The sequence below is a fragment of the Roseovarius sp. M141 genome (assembly GCF_024355225.1).
Lineage (GTDB): Bacteria > Pseudomonadota > Alphaproteobacteria > Rhodobacterales > Rhodobacteraceae > Roseovarius.
This window is the reverse complement of the sequence record NZ_VCNH01000005.1, coordinates 14,542-30,175: the sequence shown is the minus strand read 5'-3', so window position 1 is coordinate 30,175 and position 15,634 is coordinate 14,542. Positions and strand designations below refer to the sequence as shown.

Here is a 15,634-nt window from a genome sequence, read left to right as displayed (position 1 = left end):
CCCTCCCGAAAGGACACGACATGACACTGGATGCGGACCTGCGCCAACGTATCATTCAATCCGTCGCGGATGGGTTCGATGATCAGATCGCCTTTACTCAGGAATTGGTGCGCATGCCGTCGCTGCGCGGCCATGAACACCCGGTTCAGGACCTGCTGCACCGCAGCTTGCAATCGCGCGGCTATGCGATGGACCGGTTCCAGATGGACCACGCGGCCATCGCGGCGCATCCCGGCGGCTCGAAAATCTCGGACGACCATTCGGACGCGCCCATCGTCGTCGGTATCCACCACCCGCGCGAGGAAGCCGGCCGCTCGCTGATCCTGCAATCGCATCTGGATGTGGTTCCCGAAGGGCTGCATGACATGTGGTCTGACCCGCCCTTTTCCGCCAAGATCGACGGCGACTGGATGTATGGCCGCGGCGCGGGCGACATGAAGGCAGGCGCGGCGGCCAATATCTTTGCCCTCGATGCGCTGCGCCGGATCGGGCTTCAGCCCGCCGCGACGGTGTATGTGCAATCCGTGGTCGAGGAGGAATCCACCGGCAACGGCGCGCTGCAAACATACCTCCAAGGGTACACCGCCGACGCCGTGTTCATTCCCGAGCCCGAAGAGGAAATGCTGGTGCGCGCCAATGTCGGCGTGCTGTGGTTTCAGGTACAGCTGCGCGGCGTGCCGAAACATGTGCGCGAAATGGGCGAGGGCGCCAACGCCATCGATGCCGCCACCCGCGTCACCGCCGCCCTGCGCCAGATCGAGGCCGAGTGGAACGCCGACAAGGCCAACCACCGCCATTTCGAGAATGAGACCCACCCGATCAACCTCAATATCGGCAAGATCGAGGGCGGCGACTGGGCCTCCTCCGTGCCGTCATGGTGCAACATCGACTGCCGCGTGTCGCTCTATCCCGGCCACAGCGCCGATGACGCGGCCGCCGAGATCACCGACCGCATCGCCGCCTTTGCCGCGGCGGACGGGTTTTTGTCGAACAACCCGCCCAAGGTGGTGTTCAACGGGTTCTACGCCGAAGGCTACGTTCTGGAAGAGGGCACCGAGGCCGAGGCCGTGTTGGGCCGCGCGCACGAAGCCGCCATCGGCGCGCCGCTGAAATCGTTCATGACACCCAGCTACCTGGATACGCGGGTCTATGCGCTGTATAACAAGATCCCGGCGCTGTGCTACGGCCCCATATCGCGCAACATCCACGGCATTGACGAATGTGTCAGCCTGCCCTCGGTCCAGCGGATCACCGCCGCGATGGCGCTGTTCATCGCCGAATGGTGCGGTCTTGAGGCATGCGAGTCATGATGCGCAGGTATGACATGGGCGCCGGGCTGCCCCCGATTATCGACCGGCCTGTTCTTGCGGTACAGCCGGGGGAGGCCGATCTGCTGGCGCAGGACGCACCCGCCATCACGCTGCGGCGGGCGGCGGAACTGGCGCGTGATCTTTATGGGATCGCCGGTGGCATCCGCCCGCTTTCTGCCGAAAAGGACGCGAATTTCCATATCCGCCTGACCGGCGGAGAAGAGGCGCTGCTGAAAATTACCAACGCCGCCGAGGACCGCGCCGTTACCGACATGCAGACGCAGGTGCTGATCCATCTGGCGACGGCCGATCCGTCCCTGCCGGTGCCGCGCGTCCATGCCACGCTGTCCAGCGGTGCCAGCACCGTGGTGACCGAACGCTCGGGGAAGGCCCATGTGGTGCGCCTGCTCAGCTACCTGCCGGGCACGATCTTGGCGGGGGCCAGTGCCGCGCCCGCCCTGCACGGCGAATTGGGCGCGCTGCTGGGGCGGCTGACCCTTGCGATGCGCGGGTTTTTCCACCCGGCGGCGGGGCATGTCCTGCAATGGGACATCAAACAGGCGCACCGCCTGCGCCCGATGCTGGACGCGGTCGCGGACTCTGCCTTGCGCGCGCGGCTGACCGGTGTGCTGGACCGGTTCGACGCCGAAATCGCGCCGCGTCTGCCGCATCTGCGCGCCCAGGTCGTGCATAATGATTTCAACCCGCACAACCTGCTGGTCGACGGCCCGCAGGCCACGCGCCCGGTTGGCATCATCGATTTCGGCGACATGGTGCATACCCCCATCGCCTGCGATCTGGCGGTGGCCTGCTCTTACCAGATCGCCAAAGGACCGGACCCGCTGGCGCATATCGCGCGGATGGTGGGCGGCTATGGCAGCGTCATGCCGCTGGAGGAGGAAGAGATCGCGCTGCTGCCCGATCTGATCCGCCTGCGCCATGTGACGACGCTGACGCTGGGGGCATGGCGCGCGCGGCGCTATCCGGAAAATGCCGCCTATATCCTGCGCAACACCGACGCGTCCCGCCACGGGCTGGACGCGCTGGATGCCATGGCGCCGGGCGCTGCCGTCGACACCCTGCGCGCCTGCATGAAGGGACCACGCCATGACCATGGTTAACGCCTATGACGGCAGCGCCGACAGTCTCGACCCTGCTGATCAGGCCCTGATCGCGCGGCGTCAGCAGGCGTTGGGACCGGCCTACCGGCTGTTCTATGACCAGCCGCTGCATCCTGTGCGGGGCGAGGGCGTGTGGCTGTGGGACAAGGGCGGGCGGCGATACCTCGATGCCTATAACAACGTCGTGTCGGTCGGCCATTGCCACCCGCATGTCACGCAGGCCATCGCCGCGCAGGCGGGGCTGCTGAACACCCATACCCGCTATCTGCACGAGGGGCCGGTGGAGTATGCCGAGCGGCTGCTGGCCACCATGCCGGATGCGCTGGGGCATGTGATGTTCACCTGCACCGGGTCCGAGGCGAACGATCTGGCGCTGCGGATCGTGCGCACCGGCACCGGACGCCAGGGCATCATCGTCACCCGCCTCGCCTATCACGGCGTGACCGAGGCGGTGTCCGAACTGTCGCCGTCGCTGGGCGATTACGTCCCGCGCGGCGCGCGCGTGCACACGATCGATGCGCCGGATGGCGGCCCGGATCAGGGCGCGCGGCTGGCCGCTGATCTGACGACAGCGATTGCCGAGATGCGCCGCGATGGGATCGAGCCTGCGGCGTTTATCTGCGACACGGTGTTTTCCAGCGACGGGCTGTACCCCGATCCTGCGGGCTTCCTGCAACCCGCCGTCGATCTGATCCGCGCCGAGGGCGGCATTTTCATCGCCGACGAGGTGCAGCCCGGTTTCGCGCGCACCGGCGATGCGTTCTGGGGCTTTCAGCGTCATGGCGTGGTGCCCGACATGGTGACGATGGGCAAACCGATGGGCAATGGCTTTCCCGTTTCGGGCGTCGCGATGCGGCCCGAACTGGTGGCGGATTTCGGCACGAATGCCCGGTATTTCAACACGTTCGGCGGCAATCCGGTGGCCTGCGCCGCCGGCATGGCGGTGCTGGACGTGATCGAGGCTGAGGGCTTGCAGGAAAATTCCCGCACCGTCGGCGCCTATCTCAAGGAGGGCTTGCAAGATCTGGGCACCCGGCACGCCGGCATCGGCGATGTGCGCGGGGCCGGGCTGTTCGTCGCCGTCGATTGCACCCGCGACGGCGCCCCCGATGCGGCACTGGCACGCCATGTCGTCAACCACATGCGCCGCAATGGCGTGCTGATCAGCGCAACCGGACCGGGGGCCAATATCCTGAAAATCCGCCCGCCGCTGGTAATGGCACGGGGCGAGGCGCAGTTATTGATAGACGCTATCGCCGCCGCGATGGACGCCGGATGATTGCGGCCCGCGCCGCCGCCGCGCTGATCGTCGGCTTTGCCCGCGCCATCACCGCCGTTCGGGGCATCTGGCAGGGGGTCGCGCCGGTGCCGGGGCAGCGCATCTACTTTGCCAACCACAACAGCCACGGCGATTTCGTGCTGGTCTGGACCGTCCTGCCGCGCGCCCTGCGCCGCCGCACCCGACCCGTGGCGGGGGCGGATTACTGGCTGACCTCGCGGCTGAAATCCTTTATCGGGCGCGATGTCTTCAACGCCGTGCTGATCGACCGCAACCCCGACACCCGCGCCGCCGATCCGGTGACGCAGATGAGCAATGCGCTGACAGCCGGCGACAGCCTGATCCTGTTCCCCGAGGGGACACGCAACACCGGCGACCAGCGGCTGCTGCCGTTCAAATCGGGGCTGTTTCATCTGGCGGCGCAGAACCCCGATATTGACATGGTCCCGGTCTGGATCGAGAATCTGAACCGCGTCATGCCCAAGGGCGCGCATGTGCCGATCCCGCTGATCTGCACCGTCACCTTCGGCGCGCCGATACGGCTGGAGGGCGACGACAAGGCCACGTTCCTGCGCCGCGCCGAAGCCGCGCTGACCGCGCTCGCACCGATTGAAAAGGCCTGACATGGACACACATTTCATCATCCTTCTGGGCTGCGTTCTGGCGGTCCTGCTGATCGCCACGCTTGCCGCGCAACTCCTGAAACGCCGCGCGCCGCCGGGCGATCTGACCATCCAGAACCTGACCGCGCGGATCAATGCGTGGTGGGTCATGGTGGCGGTGATCGCGCTGGCCTTTGCGTTTGGCACGGCGGGGGTGGTGATCCTGTTCGCGCTCTGCTCCTTCGCCGCCTTGCGCGAATTCCTGACGCTGACCAACACGCGCGCCGCTGATCACTGGGCCTTGGTGGCGGCTGTTTTCATCGTGCTGCCGCTGCAATATGTGGCGGTCGGGATGGGCTGGTACGGGTTCTATTCCATCCTGATCCCGGTCTATGCGTTCCTGTTCATGCCGATCCTGTCGGCGCTGCGCGGGCAGTCCGAAAACTTCCTGATCCGCGTGTCCGAGGCGCAATGGGCGCTGATGATCGCCGTCTTCTGCGTGTCGCACGTGCCCGCGCTGCTCAGCCTCAATATCCCCGGATATGAGGGCAAGAACCTGTTCCTGATCTTTTTCCTGATTGTCGTGGTGCAATCGTCGGACGTGCTGCAATATGTCTGGGGCAAGCTGATAGGCCGGCGCAAGATCGCGCCGAACCTGTCGCCCTCCAAAACGCTGGAAGGGCTGGTCGGCGGTGTCCTCAGCGCCAGCGTTCTGGGCGCGGCGCTGTTCTGGATCACGCCGTTCACAATTATGCAGGCGTTCGGGCTGTCGCTGGTGATCACGCTCATGGGCTTTTTCGGCGGGCTGGTCATGTCGGCGATCAAGCGCGACCGGGGGGTCAAGGATTGGGGTCATCTGATTGCCGGACATGGCGGGTTCATCGACCGGCTGGATTCGGTGATCTTCTCGGCGCCGATCTTTTTCCATATCGTGCGGTTTTACTGGGACGTGCATTGACTCTGCGGCAGCTGATGGCCAGCACGCCACTGCATGTCGCGCTCGGGTTTGCGGCGATGGGCGGCTGGGCGATGTGGGCCAACGCGGCCCATGGGCCGCGCGCGATGCTGCTGGCGGGGCTGGTGCAGGGGGCGATTTCTGGCGCGCTGACACTGGGGTTGAAACGCTCGGTTGACTGGATGCGGCCCCGTTTTCAGCGCGCGCCGGGCTATTGGGCGCCGCCGCTGATTGCGATCTGCGGGTCGGCCCTGCTGCTGGTCACGGCGCATGGGCTGGCCGGCACGCCCGAGATCGCGGCGACGATCGCGGTGCCGCTGGCGGTATCGGTCAGCTATATCTTTGCCTATAACATACTGCGCCAAAGGGCGGCAGCGAGGGACACACGTGGCTGATCTGAAAAACCGCCGCCCGTTGGGCAGCCGGGACACGAAATGGGCCGTACGCTGCGCCGCGGCGCTGGCAGGGCGGGGCGTGACGCCCAATGCGATTTCGCAGGCCAGCATGATTGCGGCGCTCGTGGCCGCGCTGGCCCTTGCCGCGACCAGTTGGACGCAAGGCGCGGCGACTGTTGCGCTGTTGATCCTTGGCGCGCTGTGCTGCCAGCTGCGGCTGCTGTGCAACCTTTTCGACGGGATGGTCGCGATCGAGGGGGGACGCAGCGCGCCGGACGGGCCGCTGTGGAACGAATTGCCTGACCGGGTGTCGGATCTGCTGATCCTTGCCGGGGCGGGGGTGGGCGCGGGGCATCCGGCGCTGGGGCTGGCGGCGGGCGCGCTGGCGGTGCTGACCGCCTACACCCGCGAGCTGGGTGCGAATACCGGCCTGTCGCCCGATTTCAGCGGCCCGATGGCCAAGCCGCAGCGGATGGCGCTGATCACCGGGGCGGCTCTGTTGGCCGTGTTCGAGCCGCTTTTTGCCGCGCCCGGCACCGTACTGACCGTTGCATTGTGGATCATCGCCATCGGCGCTGCGCTGACCAGCCTGCGGCGCGCCGCGCGCATCCGCGCGGCGCTGCTGGCACGGGGTTAAAGCGTTTCGCCTTAAACTTGAGGCACTCAATTAAGGCGAAACGCGCGCAACGCTGATATGCTGCGCGCGTTTCGCAAAAATCTGTGATTCAGGTTTTTCGCGAAACGCTTTAGGCCCCGATCAGGGCGGCGACGACCCGCTCGGCGGCCTCCTCGGCGGTCAGATCGACAGTGTTGACCGTCAGTTCGGCTGTCTCGGGCTGCTCGTAAGGGCTGTCGATGCCGGTGAAGTTCTTCAGATTGCCGGCGCGGGCCTTCTTGTACAGGCCCTTGACGTCGCGCGCCTCGGCCACCTCCAGCGGGGTGTTCACGAACACCTCGATGAATTCGCCGTCCTCCATCATGTCGCGCACCATCCGCCGCTCGGACCGGAAGGGCGAGATGAAGGCGGTCAGCACGATCAACCCCGCATCGGTCATCAGGCGCGCGACCTCTCCCACCCGGCGGATGTTTTCCACCCGGTCGGCATCGGTAAAGCCCAGATCGCGGTTCAGCCCGTGGCGCACGTTGTCGCCGTCCAGCAGGAAGGTATGCTTGCCCATCGCGTGCAGTTTCTTTTCCACGATATTGGCAATCGTGGATTTGCCCGATCCCGACAGGCCGGTGAACCACACCACCTTGGCGGTCTGGTTCTTGGCGCTGGCATGCGCCTCGCGGTCCACGTCCAGCGCCTGCCAATGGATGTTCTGGCTGCGGCGCAGGGCGAAATGCACCATGCCGGCGGCCACTGTCGCATTGCTGATCCGGTCGATCAGGATGAAACCGCCCAGGTCGGGGTTGTCCTCATACGCCTCGAACGGGATGGCGCGGTCGGTCGAGATGTTGACGACGCCGATCGCGTTCAGGCCCAAGGTCCGCGAGGGCAGATGCTCCAGCGTGTTGATGTTCACCTCGTATTTCGGCTCGGTCACGGTGGCGGTCATGGTCTGGGTGCCGATTTTCAGCAGATAGGGACGGCCCGGCAGCATTTCGGCCTCGCCCATCCAGACCAAAGTCGCCTCGAACTGGTCGGCCACCTCGCAGGGGGAATCCGATTGCACGATCACATCCCCGCGCGAGCAGTCGATTTCATCCGCAAAGGTCAGCGTGACGGACTGCCCGGCCACCGCGCGATCCAGATCGCCGCCATAAGTGACGATGGATTTCACCGTCGATGTCTTGCCCGAGGGCAACACGCGGATCGCATCCCCCGGCGCGATGCTGCCCGATCCGATCTGCCCGGAAAATCCGCGAAAATCGAGGTTTGGCCGGTTGACCCACTGCACCGCCATGCGAAAGGCTGCGTCCTGCATCTGCGCCACGTTCAGCGGCGCCTCCTCCAGATGGGTCAGCAGGGGCGGGCCCTGATACCACGGCATGTTTTCCGATTGCGTGACGATGTTGTCGCCCGCCAACCCGGAAATCGGGATCGGCAGGAAGGTGGTCATGCCGATCTGCTCGGCGAAATGCGAGTATTCCTTGACGATTTCGTAGAACCGTTCCTGACTGTAATCGACCAGATCCATCTTGTTGACCGCCAGAACGACGTTCTTGATGCCCAGCAGGTTGACCAGGTAGGAGTGCCGCCGCGTCTGGGTCAGCACGCCTTGGCGCGCATCAATCAGGATCACGGCCAGATCGGCGGTCGAGGCGCCGGTGACCATGTTACGGGTGTATTGTTCATGCCCCGGCGTGTCGGCGACGATGAATTTCCGCTTGTCGGTGGAGAAGAAACGATAGGCGACATCAATGGTAATGCCCTGCTCCCGCTCCGCCGCCAGCCCGTCGACCAGCAGCGCAAAGTCGATATTCTGCCCCTGCGTGCCGCTGACCTTGCTGTCATTTTCCAGCGAGGCAAGTTGATCTTCAAAGATCATCTTGCTGTCATAGAGCAGCCGGCCGATCAGCGTGGATTTGCCGTCATCGACCGATCCGCAAGTGATGAAGCGCAGCATCGTCTTGTGCTGGTGTTTTTCCAGATAGGCATCGATATCCGAGGCAATCAGATCCTCGGTGACGTAAACGGCGTCTTTGGCGGCGGCGCACATCAGAAATACCCCTCTTGCTTTTTCTTCTCCATCGACGCGGCCTGATCGTGGTCAATGGCGCGGCCCTGCCGCTCGGATGTGGTGGTCAGCAGCATTTCCTGAATGATTTCGGGCAGGGTGCTGGCCGTGCTTTCGACCGCGCCGGTCAACGGGTAGCAGCCCAGCGTGCGGAACCGGACGGAGCGGTTGACCGGCACTTCGCCGTTCAGCGGGAAACGGTCATCGTCCACCATCAGGATCATGCCGTCACGCACGACCGTCGGGCGGGGCGCGGAGTAATAGAGCGGCACGATCTCGATCCCCTCAAGGTGGATATATTGCCAGATGTCCAGTTCCGTCCAGTTGGACAGCGGGAAAACCCGGATGCTTTCACCCTTGGATTTGCGGGTATTATACAGCTTCCACAGCTCGGGGCGCTGGTTTTTCGGATCCCAGCGGTGATTGGCCGAGCGAAAGGAAAACACCCGCTCCTTGGCGCGGGATTTTTCCTCGTCCCGGCGGGCGCCGCCAAAGGCGACGTCGAATTCATACTGCGTCAGTGCCTGTTTCAGCCCGTCGGTTTTCCACATGTCGGTGTGCAGGCCGCCATGGTCAAAGGGGTTGATGCCCTTTTCCACCGCCTCGGGGTTTTTATGCACGAGCAGCTTCATCCCGGCATCGGTCGCGGCGCGTTCGCGCAGGTCGTACATGTCGCGGAATTTCCACGTCGTATCGACATGCAGCAGCGGAAAGGGCGGCGGCGAGGGGTAGAACGCCTTTTTCGCCAGATGCAGCATGCAGGCGGAATCCTTGCCCACGGAATACAGCATGACGGGGTTTTCGGCATTCGCCACCACCTCGCGCATGATGTGGATGCTCTCAGCCTCGAGGCGCTGCAAATGCGTCAGCGTCTTTTCCGGGGCGGTGGTGTCCTGCACAGTCATTTTACCGGCCTCTTTCGATAATTTATGCGTATTTGCCAAATTTGCGCAGGTTCGGGAAGGGCCGGTGGTGAAATCAGCCAAACTATCCACAATCGGGCGGTTGCCGCGTCTTTCGTGCCGCGATTTGGCAGCGCCGCGCGACGATGTTCCGCGCCTTGTGCAGTTGACTGGAATGGGGCGGGCCGTTTAAACGCAGCCTAAGGCCGCACGCGGCGCAATCCCAAAGGGGCGAAGACATGTTGCGACTGGCCGCAGGACTTGCCGCCGCGATCTGCTGGATCAACCGGATCATCGGACAGGTGTTTTCCTGGCTGTCGCTGGGGATCGTGCTGGTCTGTTTCACCGTGGTGGTGCAGCGCTATGTGTTCGGCGTCAGTTTCCTGTGGATGCAGGATCTGTATATCTGGCTGAGTGGCGCGATGTTCACCGCCGTCGCCGGGTTTGCGTTCATGCGCGACGATCATGTGCGCGTCGATATCTTTTACCGCCCGGCGCGGGTGCGCACCCGCGCGCTGGTCGATCTGTTCGGCACGCTGCTGTTTTTGCTGCCGTTCACCGCCGTCGTCGCGATCTATTCGATCCCCTTCGTGCAGCGGTCGTGGTCCTATGGCGAAGGGTCGGCGAATGTCGGCGGCATGCCGGGGCTCTATATTCTGAAAACGTTCATTCTGGTCTTTGCCGGGCTGTTGGCACTGCAAGGTATCGCCGCGATCTGCCGGTCGGTGCTGGTGCTGGCCGGGCGGCGCGATCTGGTGCCGCCGGTGATGCGCTACCCGGTGGCCGGGGCCGAAGCGGCCGCGCTGGAAGGAAATTTCTGATGGATCCCGTCCTGATCGGCGAGCTTCTGGCCGGGCTCATGTTCTTTGGCATCATCGGCTTCCTGTTGCTGGGGTTCCCTGTCGCGTTCACGCTGGCGGGTGTGTCGCTGATGTTCGGCGCGGTTGGCTGGTTCTTCGGCGTGTTCGACCCTTCCAATTTCGGCGCGCTGCCGAACCGCTATATCGGCTTCATGACCAACGAAGTGCTGGTGGCGGTGCCGCTGTTCATCTTCATGGGCGTGATGCTGGAACGATCCCGCATCGCCGAGCAATTGCTGCTGACCATGGGCAAGCTGTTCGGTAATCTGCGCGGGGGGTTGGGGATTTCGGTCATCCTCGTCGGCGCCATGCTCGCGGCGTCCACTGGCGTTGTCGGCGCCACTGTCGTCACGATGGGCCTGATTTCGCTGCCGGCGATGCTGCGCGCCGGGTATGATCCGAAACTGTCGACGGGCGTGATCTGCGCGTCCGGCACGCTGGGGCAGATCGTGCCGCCCTCCACTGTCCTCATCTTCATGGGCGACATGCTGTCGGGCATCAATTCGCAGGTGCAGATGGCCAAGGGCAATTTCGCGCCGGTGCCGGTATCCGTCGGGGATCTGTTTGCCGGAGCGCTGCTGCCGGGGTTCCTGCTGGTCGGGTTGTATCTGGCCTACACGATTTTCAAGGCGATCACCGACCCCGATTCCTGCCCCGCCACGCCGGTCCCCGAGGCCGAGAAGGGCGATCTGCTGCGCGAGGTCTTCTCGGCCCTCATCCCGCCGCTTTTGCTGATCCTCGCTGTTCTCGGGTCGATCCTCGGCGGTATCGCCACCCCGACCGAGGCGGCGTCGGTCGGCGCTGTCGGCGCCATGGTGCTGGCGGCGCTGCGCTGGCGGTTGTCGTTTACCATCCTGCGCGAGACTGTCGTGGCCACCGCGACGATCACCTCGATGGTGTTCATCGTGCTGCTGGGCGCGTCGGTGTTTTCGGTCGTGTTCCGCCTGATGGGCGGCGACAATCTGGTGCATGAATTCCTCAGCACCCTGCCCGGCGGCACGCTGACCGCGGTGGCGATGGTCATGGCGATCATGTTCCTGCTGGGGTTCATCCTCGATACGTTCGAGATCATCTTTATCGTGATCCCGATCACCGCGCCGGTGCTTCTGATGATGGATGTCGATCCGATCTGGCTGGGCGTGCTGGTCGGGGTGAATTTGCAGACATCCTTCCTGACGCCGCCCTTTGGATTTGCGCTGTTCTACCTGCGCGGCGTTGCGCCGCCCGAATTGCCCACATCGGCCATCTATCGCGGCATCATCCCGTTCGTGGGGCTTCAGGTATTGGCCATCGCGATCCTGTTCGCGTTCCCCGGCATCGTCACATGGTTGCCAAGGCTGATCGCGGGATAGCTTGACTCGTCCTGAGGGGCGCATACTCTGACGGCATGACCCCGGATCTGACGTCGATTTTTGCCACCCTGCGGCCGCTCTACAGCCGCCACGCCGGTAAATGCGTCGTGCTGGCCGACACGCCGGACCGCTATTGGCTGGGCACGCATGAAGTGCGCGCCAGGGACGGATATCGCACGGATTTCGGCGGCGTTCAGATCGGCAAGGCCTATGTGTCCGCCCATCTGATGGCGGTCTACATCCATCCCGACATGCTGGCGGATCTCAGCCCGGAGCTGAGAAAGCGCATGCAAGGCAAATCCTGCTTCAACTTCAAAAAACCCGACGCGCAGCTTTTTGACGAGCTGAGCCGCGTGGTGGCAGCGGGGATCGCACGGTTTCAGGACGACGGCAGGCTTTAGCCGCGTTTCACCTGCGAAAAAGGCCCGGCATTTCCACCGGGCCTTTGCTGAACCATTTGATATCGCTTACAGATCCAGATACAGCTCGCGTGCGGCCTGGAATTTGCTGTCGATCTTTTCGCTGCGCACGCGGGTGATCCTCAGCGAATCGACAAAGCTTTCTGCGGTTTTTTTCACCAGCGGATCATCGCTGCCCAGCAGCCCGTCCAGCACCTCCTTGGAGGCGACGGCGCCCGCTTCCATGATGTCATCGGGGAAGTCGCGGACCTGCACGCCATGCTCTTCGACCAGCGTTTTCAGCGCGCGGGGATCGTTGGCGACGAAATCGGCCGACACCTGATCGTATTCGGCCTGACAGACATCGCGGATGATCGCCTGAAGATCGTCCGGCAGCGCCTGATACTTGGCCTTGTCAACGACCAGTTCCGTGGCAAGCCCCGGCTCCACAAAGCTGGGCATGTAGTAATTCTTGGCGACCTGATAGAACCCCAGTGCCAGATCATTATAGGGGCCGACGAATTCGGCGGCGTCCAGCGTGCCCGATTGCAGCGCCTGAAAAATCTCGCCCGCCGCCATGTTCGAGACGGTCGCCCCCAGTTTTTCCCAGACCTGACCACCCAGACCGGGGGTACGGAACCGCAGGCCCTTGATCGAATCAAGGCCGGTCAGCTCTTCGCGGAACCAGCCGCCGGTCTGGTTGCCGGTGTTGCCCGACAGGAACCCCTGCACGCCGAACTGGTCGTAAATCTCGTCCCAGATTTCCTGACCGCCCATATAGCGCACCCACGCCGTCAGTTCGGACGTGGTCATGCCGTAGGGCACACCGGTGAAAAACGACAGGGCCGGGGATTTGTTCTGCCAGTAATAGGCGGCGCCGTGGCTCATCTCGGCGGTGCCGTCGATCACGGCGTCAAGGCTCTGTAATGGGGGGACCAGTTCGCCCGCGGAATAGACCTGAATTGTCAGGCGCCCGCCGGATGCGGCGGTGACGCGGTCGGCCAGACGCTGCGCGCCGACGCCCAGACCCGGGAAATTCTTGGGCCAGGTGGTGACCATGCGCCATGTGATATTGCCCTGCGCGATGGCCGGTGCGGCCAGCGCGGTCGCGGCTGTACCCAGCGCACCCGCGCGGATGAATGAACGACGATCCAAAGTGGAAACCTCCCTTTACAACTGAAATGCGATGGCGCGCCCTGTTGCACGGCGCGCCATTGCGCGTGACCCTAACCCGCCACGCGCCATCATGTCCATTGCAAGATCAGGCGCCGTCCAGCGCGGCAAAGAACGCGGCCACCGCCGCCTGAAGCCGCTGCTGTTCGACCGCCGAAAAATCACGGTCACAGCTTAGCTCGACCTTGCCCTTGCGGGCCGCGCAGCGGACTGTCCCCGCGGGGACGGTGCAGCGAAACGTGGTTTTCGCGGCGTCCGGCGCGCCGGTCCTGGCGGCGGGTTTCGGCGGTTTGGCGGTGGCCTGCGCGCGCAGGATCTCCAGCTCGGCGTCGGGCGTGGTGGCGAAACCGGCGCCCAATGCGGCGCGGATACGGGCCGCCGCGCCGGTTTCGCCGGAGATCCGCTTTTCCAGTTGCAGCCCCAGCGCGCGGGGGATCGCCTCGGGGAATTTCAGGCGGCTGCCGATGGCCTCCAGCAGGGTGGCGAAGTGGCGGATATAGACCCGCTTTTGCCGCGCGGCCGAGGCATAGAGCACGGCAACCGCCTGTTCGACATCCATCGCCTCGGTCGCCTCGTCCGCGGCATAGCGCAGCGCCAGCGCGGCCATTTCCGCAAAGGAAATATCGCGCCTCACGAGGTTTTCATCGACCATCCGGCGATACAGCCCCTCGATCGTTTCGCCCTGCGCAAGGATGCCGGCGGGGATGCTGGCATAGCGCGCGTCGCCGGTTTCGGCGTGCAATTCGCGGTACGCCGTCAGACGGCGGTAGCCCTGCACCAACTGCCATGCGCCAGTTCCGTCCGCCTCGACCCGGATCGGGTTGGACAGGCCAATGGCGGTGATCGACTCCTTCAGCTCGCCCAGTTCGGGGTCGCGGGTGGTGCTGCGGTCGCGGGCCAGTTTGGTCGTGGACACGGCGTTTATGTCGATCAGATCGACGATCAGCCCTTGTTCCTTCAGGCGCACCAGTTCATGCGCGAGGCGGTCGTTTTCGTCGCGAATGGCAGCCTCGGCCTGCTGACGGGTACGCAGCGCCTCGGCGTTTTCGGCGATGGCCGACGCCATCGGCCCGCGCCGCGCGGCGGGGGCATCCTCGGGCGGTGTCCCCGCGGGGACATCCTCGCCGGGAAAGTCGATGTCAAATCCCTTGCGCTTGCTCATTGCGTGTCCTCCAGATTGTCCCAGGCGGCCAGCGCGTGAGTCTTGAATTCATCATACGCCTGATCGAACGACGCCCGCGCGCGGCGCCATGTTTCGCGCGTCATGTCGCGATAGTCCGTCTCGTAGATCGACGACAGGAACCTGCCGGACTGCTCGACCGCGCGGGTCATTTCGATCGGATGCTCGGCCAATCTGTCGCCGAACACCTTGCCAAAGGCTGAACGCATCGCGCGGTGTAACTCATTTCCCGGCTCGTAGCGCGTCAGCAGGAAACGGACGTCCTGAAACACCTTGGGCAGTTGCATTGTCCCCGTGGGGACAGCGCCGCTGAAGGCCGACAGATCCTCCAGCGCCTCGGCCAGCTGACCGACGAATGACGTGGTGGAATCATATTCCCAATAGCCCGGCCCGGACGGGATATAGAGCATGTCGGCGGCGAAGACCGCGTTCATCGACTGGTAGCCGATGGCGGGCGGGCAGTCGAACAGGATCAGGTCATAGGCGTCATCGGGCAGCGCATCCAGATAGCGGCTGACGGCGGCAAAGAACGACCATTCAGGATTGAGGTGACGGTACTGCGCGCTGGCAAATTCGACAAAGGCCGCGTTGGCGCAGCTGGGGGATCAGGTCGATCGTGGGCCAGCAGGTCGGCTTGATGAAGTCCGACACGCGCAGCCCGTCCAGCCCCAGTTCGGTGATCGAGCTGGGCAGGGTGCGACGCGGCAGGGCGGCGCCCGATTCAGCGCCCCGCGCGCTGGCGTTCATGCGGGTCGTCTCGTGGATCAGATCGCGCGCCATGATGCCCCAGACCGTGTAATCCTCGGCCACGTCGGTCAGCCCCATCGAATGGCTCAGCGTCGCCTGAGGGTCGAAATCGACGCACAGGACGCGGTAACCATCCAGCGCAGCGGCATGGGCGAAATGCAGCGCGACGGTGGATTTGCCGGCGCCGCCCTTGAAATTGGCGATGGCGGCGCGCAGGGCGCGTTTGCCTGCCGGGCGGGCGGGCATCAGCGAGCGGCGGTTGACCTTGATCCGGCGGCGCATCTCGTTGATCTCGTCCAGGCTGTACCAGCGCTGGCGCCCGTCCTCCTCGACCAGGCCCTGCGGCAGCGACGGGTCGGCGGCAAGGCGGCCGCGCAGGGTGGATTGATTGACGCGAAAGATCAGCTCGGCCACCTCCCAGCTGGAAAAGCGGCGCAGCGCCTTGTCTGCATCCGGTGAAAAGGTCTGTTGGCGGATCCAGCCCTGCATCTTGAGCGATTGCGCCTGAAGCTGGGCAAGGTCTTCGTGGGTGAACATCGTCTCTCCTTCGGGATGCGTCCCCGCGGGGACGAAGGGCAGGGCGCCATCTGACCGGACGCTAATCCTGCGTTACTTTTCAATTACGCCGGATTTGCAAAAAAGGCAAAAGGCATTATCGTCATTCTGGGAAAAGGCAAAA

14 protein-coding genes and 1 pseudogene are annotated in these 15,634 nt (G+C 64.2%); 10 read left to right on the top strand and 5 right to left on the bottom strand.

The window, feature by feature from the left end; translation table 11 throughout:
- The first annotated feature begins 20 nt into the window (after positions 1 to 20).
- From FGD77_RS03330 to FGD77_RS03300, 7 genes are read left to right on the top strand one after another with little or no spacing between them, the layout of a single operon-like run.
- Positions 21 to 1,310 (top strand): ArgE/DapE family deacylase, encoded by a 1,290-nt coding sequence (locus tag FGD77_RS03330; RefSeq protein WP_255006364.1) that lies wholly within the window; start codon positions 21 to 23, stop codon positions 1,308 to 1,310.
- The gene (locus tag FGD77_RS03325) at positions 1,307 to 2,431 is read left to right on the top strand and encodes a phosphotransferase (protein WP_255006362.1); all 1,125 of its coding nucleotides are present in this window, start codon (positions 1,307 to 1,309) and stop codon (positions 2,429 to 2,431) included. Before FGD77_RS03330 ends, FGD77_RS03325 begins: the two co-directional genes overlap by 4 nt.
- On the top strand, positions 2,418 to 3,710 hold the full coding sequence (locus tag FGD77_RS03320) for an aspartate aminotransferase family protein (RefSeq protein WP_255006360.1): 1,293 nt from the start codon (positions 2,418 to 2,420) through the stop codon (positions 3,708 to 3,710). Before FGD77_RS03325 ends, FGD77_RS03320 begins: the two co-directional genes overlap by 14 nt.
- Positions 3,707 to 4,333, top strand: a complete 627-nt coding sequence (locus tag FGD77_RS03315) for a 1-acyl-sn-glycerol-3-phosphate acyltransferase (protein WP_255006359.1) — start codon at positions 3,707 to 3,709, stop codon at positions 4,331 to 4,333. Before FGD77_RS03320 ends, FGD77_RS03315 begins: the two co-directional genes overlap by 4 nt.
- Position 4,334: 1 nt before the next feature.
- Positions 4,335 to 5,270, top strand: coding sequence for a phosphatidate cytidylyltransferase (locus FGD77_RS03310; protein ID WP_255006358.1), 936 nt, complete (start codon positions 4,335 to 4,337; stop codon positions 5,268 to 5,270).
- A complete protein-coding gene (locus FGD77_RS03305) occupies positions 5,267 to 5,662 on the top strand; it encodes a hypothetical protein (protein ID WP_255006354.1) in 396 nt (131 codons plus the stop codon). Before FGD77_RS03310 ends, FGD77_RS03305 begins: the two co-directional genes overlap by 4 nt.
- Positions 5,655 to 6,299 (top strand): CDP-alcohol phosphatidyltransferase family protein, encoded by a 645-nt coding sequence (locus tag FGD77_RS03300; RefSeq protein ID WP_255006351.1) that lies wholly within the window; start codon positions 5,655 to 5,657, stop codon positions 6,297 to 6,299. Before FGD77_RS03305 ends, FGD77_RS03300 begins: the two co-directional genes overlap by 8 nt.
- A 109-nt stretch (positions 6,300 to 6,408) precedes the next feature.
- Here the strand turns inward: FGD77_RS03300 and cysN are convergent, their stop codons facing one another.
- The gene (cysN, locus tag FGD77_RS03295) at positions 6,409 to 8,325 is read right to left on the bottom strand and encodes a sulfate adenylyltransferase subunit CysN (protein WP_255006349.1); all 1,917 of its coding nucleotides are present in this window, start codon (positions 8,323 to 8,325) and stop codon (positions 6,409 to 6,411) included.
- Complete coding sequence (cysD, locus tag FGD77_RS03290) at positions 8,325 to 9,248, bottom strand: sulfate adenylyltransferase subunit CysD (RefSeq protein ID WP_255006346.1); 924 nt, start codon at positions 9,246 to 9,248, stop codon at positions 8,325 to 8,327. Before cysD ends, cysN begins: the two co-directional genes overlap by 1 nt.
- Positions 9,249 to 9,484: 236 nt before the next feature.
- Between cysD and FGD77_RS03285 the strand changes: the two genes are divergently transcribed.
- The 3 genes from FGD77_RS03285 to FGD77_RS03275 are packed head-to-tail and all read left to right on the top strand — an operon-like array spanning position 9,485 to position 11,858.
- On the top strand, positions 9,485 to 10,066 hold the full coding sequence (locus tag FGD77_RS03285; protein ID WP_255006344.1) for a TRAP transporter small permease subunit: 582 nt from the start codon (positions 9,485 to 9,487) through the stop codon (positions 10,064 to 10,066).
- Positions 10,066 to 11,457 carry a TRAP transporter large permease subunit gene (locus tag FGD77_RS03280; protein WP_255006342.1) on the top strand — a complete coding sequence of 464 codons (1,392 nt, stop codon included), beginning with the start codon at positions 10,066 to 10,068 and terminating at the stop codon, positions 11,455 to 11,457. The genes FGD77_RS03285 and FGD77_RS03280 overlap by 1 nt, the downstream gene beginning before the upstream one ends.
- A 35-nt stretch (positions 11,458 to 11,492) precedes the next feature.
- Positions 11,493 to 11,858, top strand: a complete 366-nt coding sequence (locus tag FGD77_RS03275; RefSeq protein WP_255006340.1) for a hypothetical protein — start codon at positions 11,493 to 11,495, stop codon at positions 11,856 to 11,858.
- 66 nt (positions 11,859 to 11,924) lie between these two features.
- Here the strand turns inward: FGD77_RS03275 and FGD77_RS03270 are convergent, their stop codons facing one another.
- From FGD77_RS03270 to FGD77_RS03260, 3 genes and pseudogenes are all read right to left on the bottom strand, one after another.
- Positions 11,925 to 13,010: a TRAP transporter substrate-binding protein gene (locus tag FGD77_RS03270; RefSeq protein WP_255006337.1), complete on the bottom strand. Its 1,086-nt coding sequence runs from the start codon at positions 13,008 to 13,010 to the stop codon at positions 11,925 to 11,927.
- A 106-nt stretch (positions 13,011 to 13,116) separates the two neighbouring features.
- Entirely contained in the window at positions 13,117 to 14,190 is a 1,074-nt protein-coding gene (locus tag FGD77_RS03265; protein ID WP_255006335.1) for a ParB N-terminal domain-containing protein, read from the bottom strand.
- Positions 14,187 to 15,492 (bottom strand): annotated as a pseudogene (locus FGD77_RS03260) (AAA family ATPase). The gene FGD77_RS03265 and the pseudogene FGD77_RS03260 overlap by 4 nt, the downstream one beginning before the upstream one ends.
- Between the last annotated feature and the right edge of the window lie 142 nt (positions 15,493 to 15,634).

Coding starts and splice junctions, on each gene's coding strand:
- FGD77_RS03330 (WP_255006364.1), top strand. CDS start 21: ATGACACTGGATGCGGACCTGCGCCAACGTATCATTCAATCCGTCGCG.
- FGD77_RS03325 (WP_255006362.1), top strand. CDS start 1,307: ATGATGCGCAGGTATGACATGGGCGCCGGGCTGCCCCCGATTATCGAC.
- FGD77_RS03320 (WP_255006360.1), top strand. CDS start 2,418: ATGACCATGGTTAACGCCTATGACGGCAGCGCCGACAGTCTCGACCCT.
- FGD77_RS03315 (WP_255006359.1), top strand. CDS start 3,707: ATGATTGCGGCCCGCGCCGCCGCCGCGCTGATCGTCGGCTTTGCCCGC.
- FGD77_RS03310 (WP_255006358.1), top strand. CDS start 4,335: ATGGACACACATTTCATCATCCTTCTGGGCTGCGTTCTGGCGGTCCTG.
- cysN (WP_255006349.1), bottom strand. CDS start 8,325: ATGTGCGCCGCCGCCAAAGACGCCGTTTACGTCACCGAGGATCTGATT.
- cysD (WP_255006346.1), bottom strand. CDS start 9,248: ATGACTGTGCAGGACACCACCGCCCCGGAAAAGACGCTGACGCATTTG.
- FGD77_RS03285 (WP_255006344.1), top strand. CDS start 9,485: ATGTTGCGACTGGCCGCAGGACTTGCCGCCGCGATCTGCTGGATCAAC.
- FGD77_RS03280 (WP_255006342.1), top strand. CDS start 10,066: ATGGATCCCGTCCTGATCGGCGAGCTTCTGGCCGGGCTCATGTTCTTT.
- FGD77_RS03275 (WP_255006340.1), top strand. CDS start 11,493: ATGACCCCGGATCTGACGTCGATTTTTGCCACCCTGCGGCCGCTCTAC.
- FGD77_RS03265 (WP_255006335.1), bottom strand. CDS start 14,190: ATGAGCAAGCGCAAGGGATTTGACATCGACTTTCCCGGCGAGGATGTC.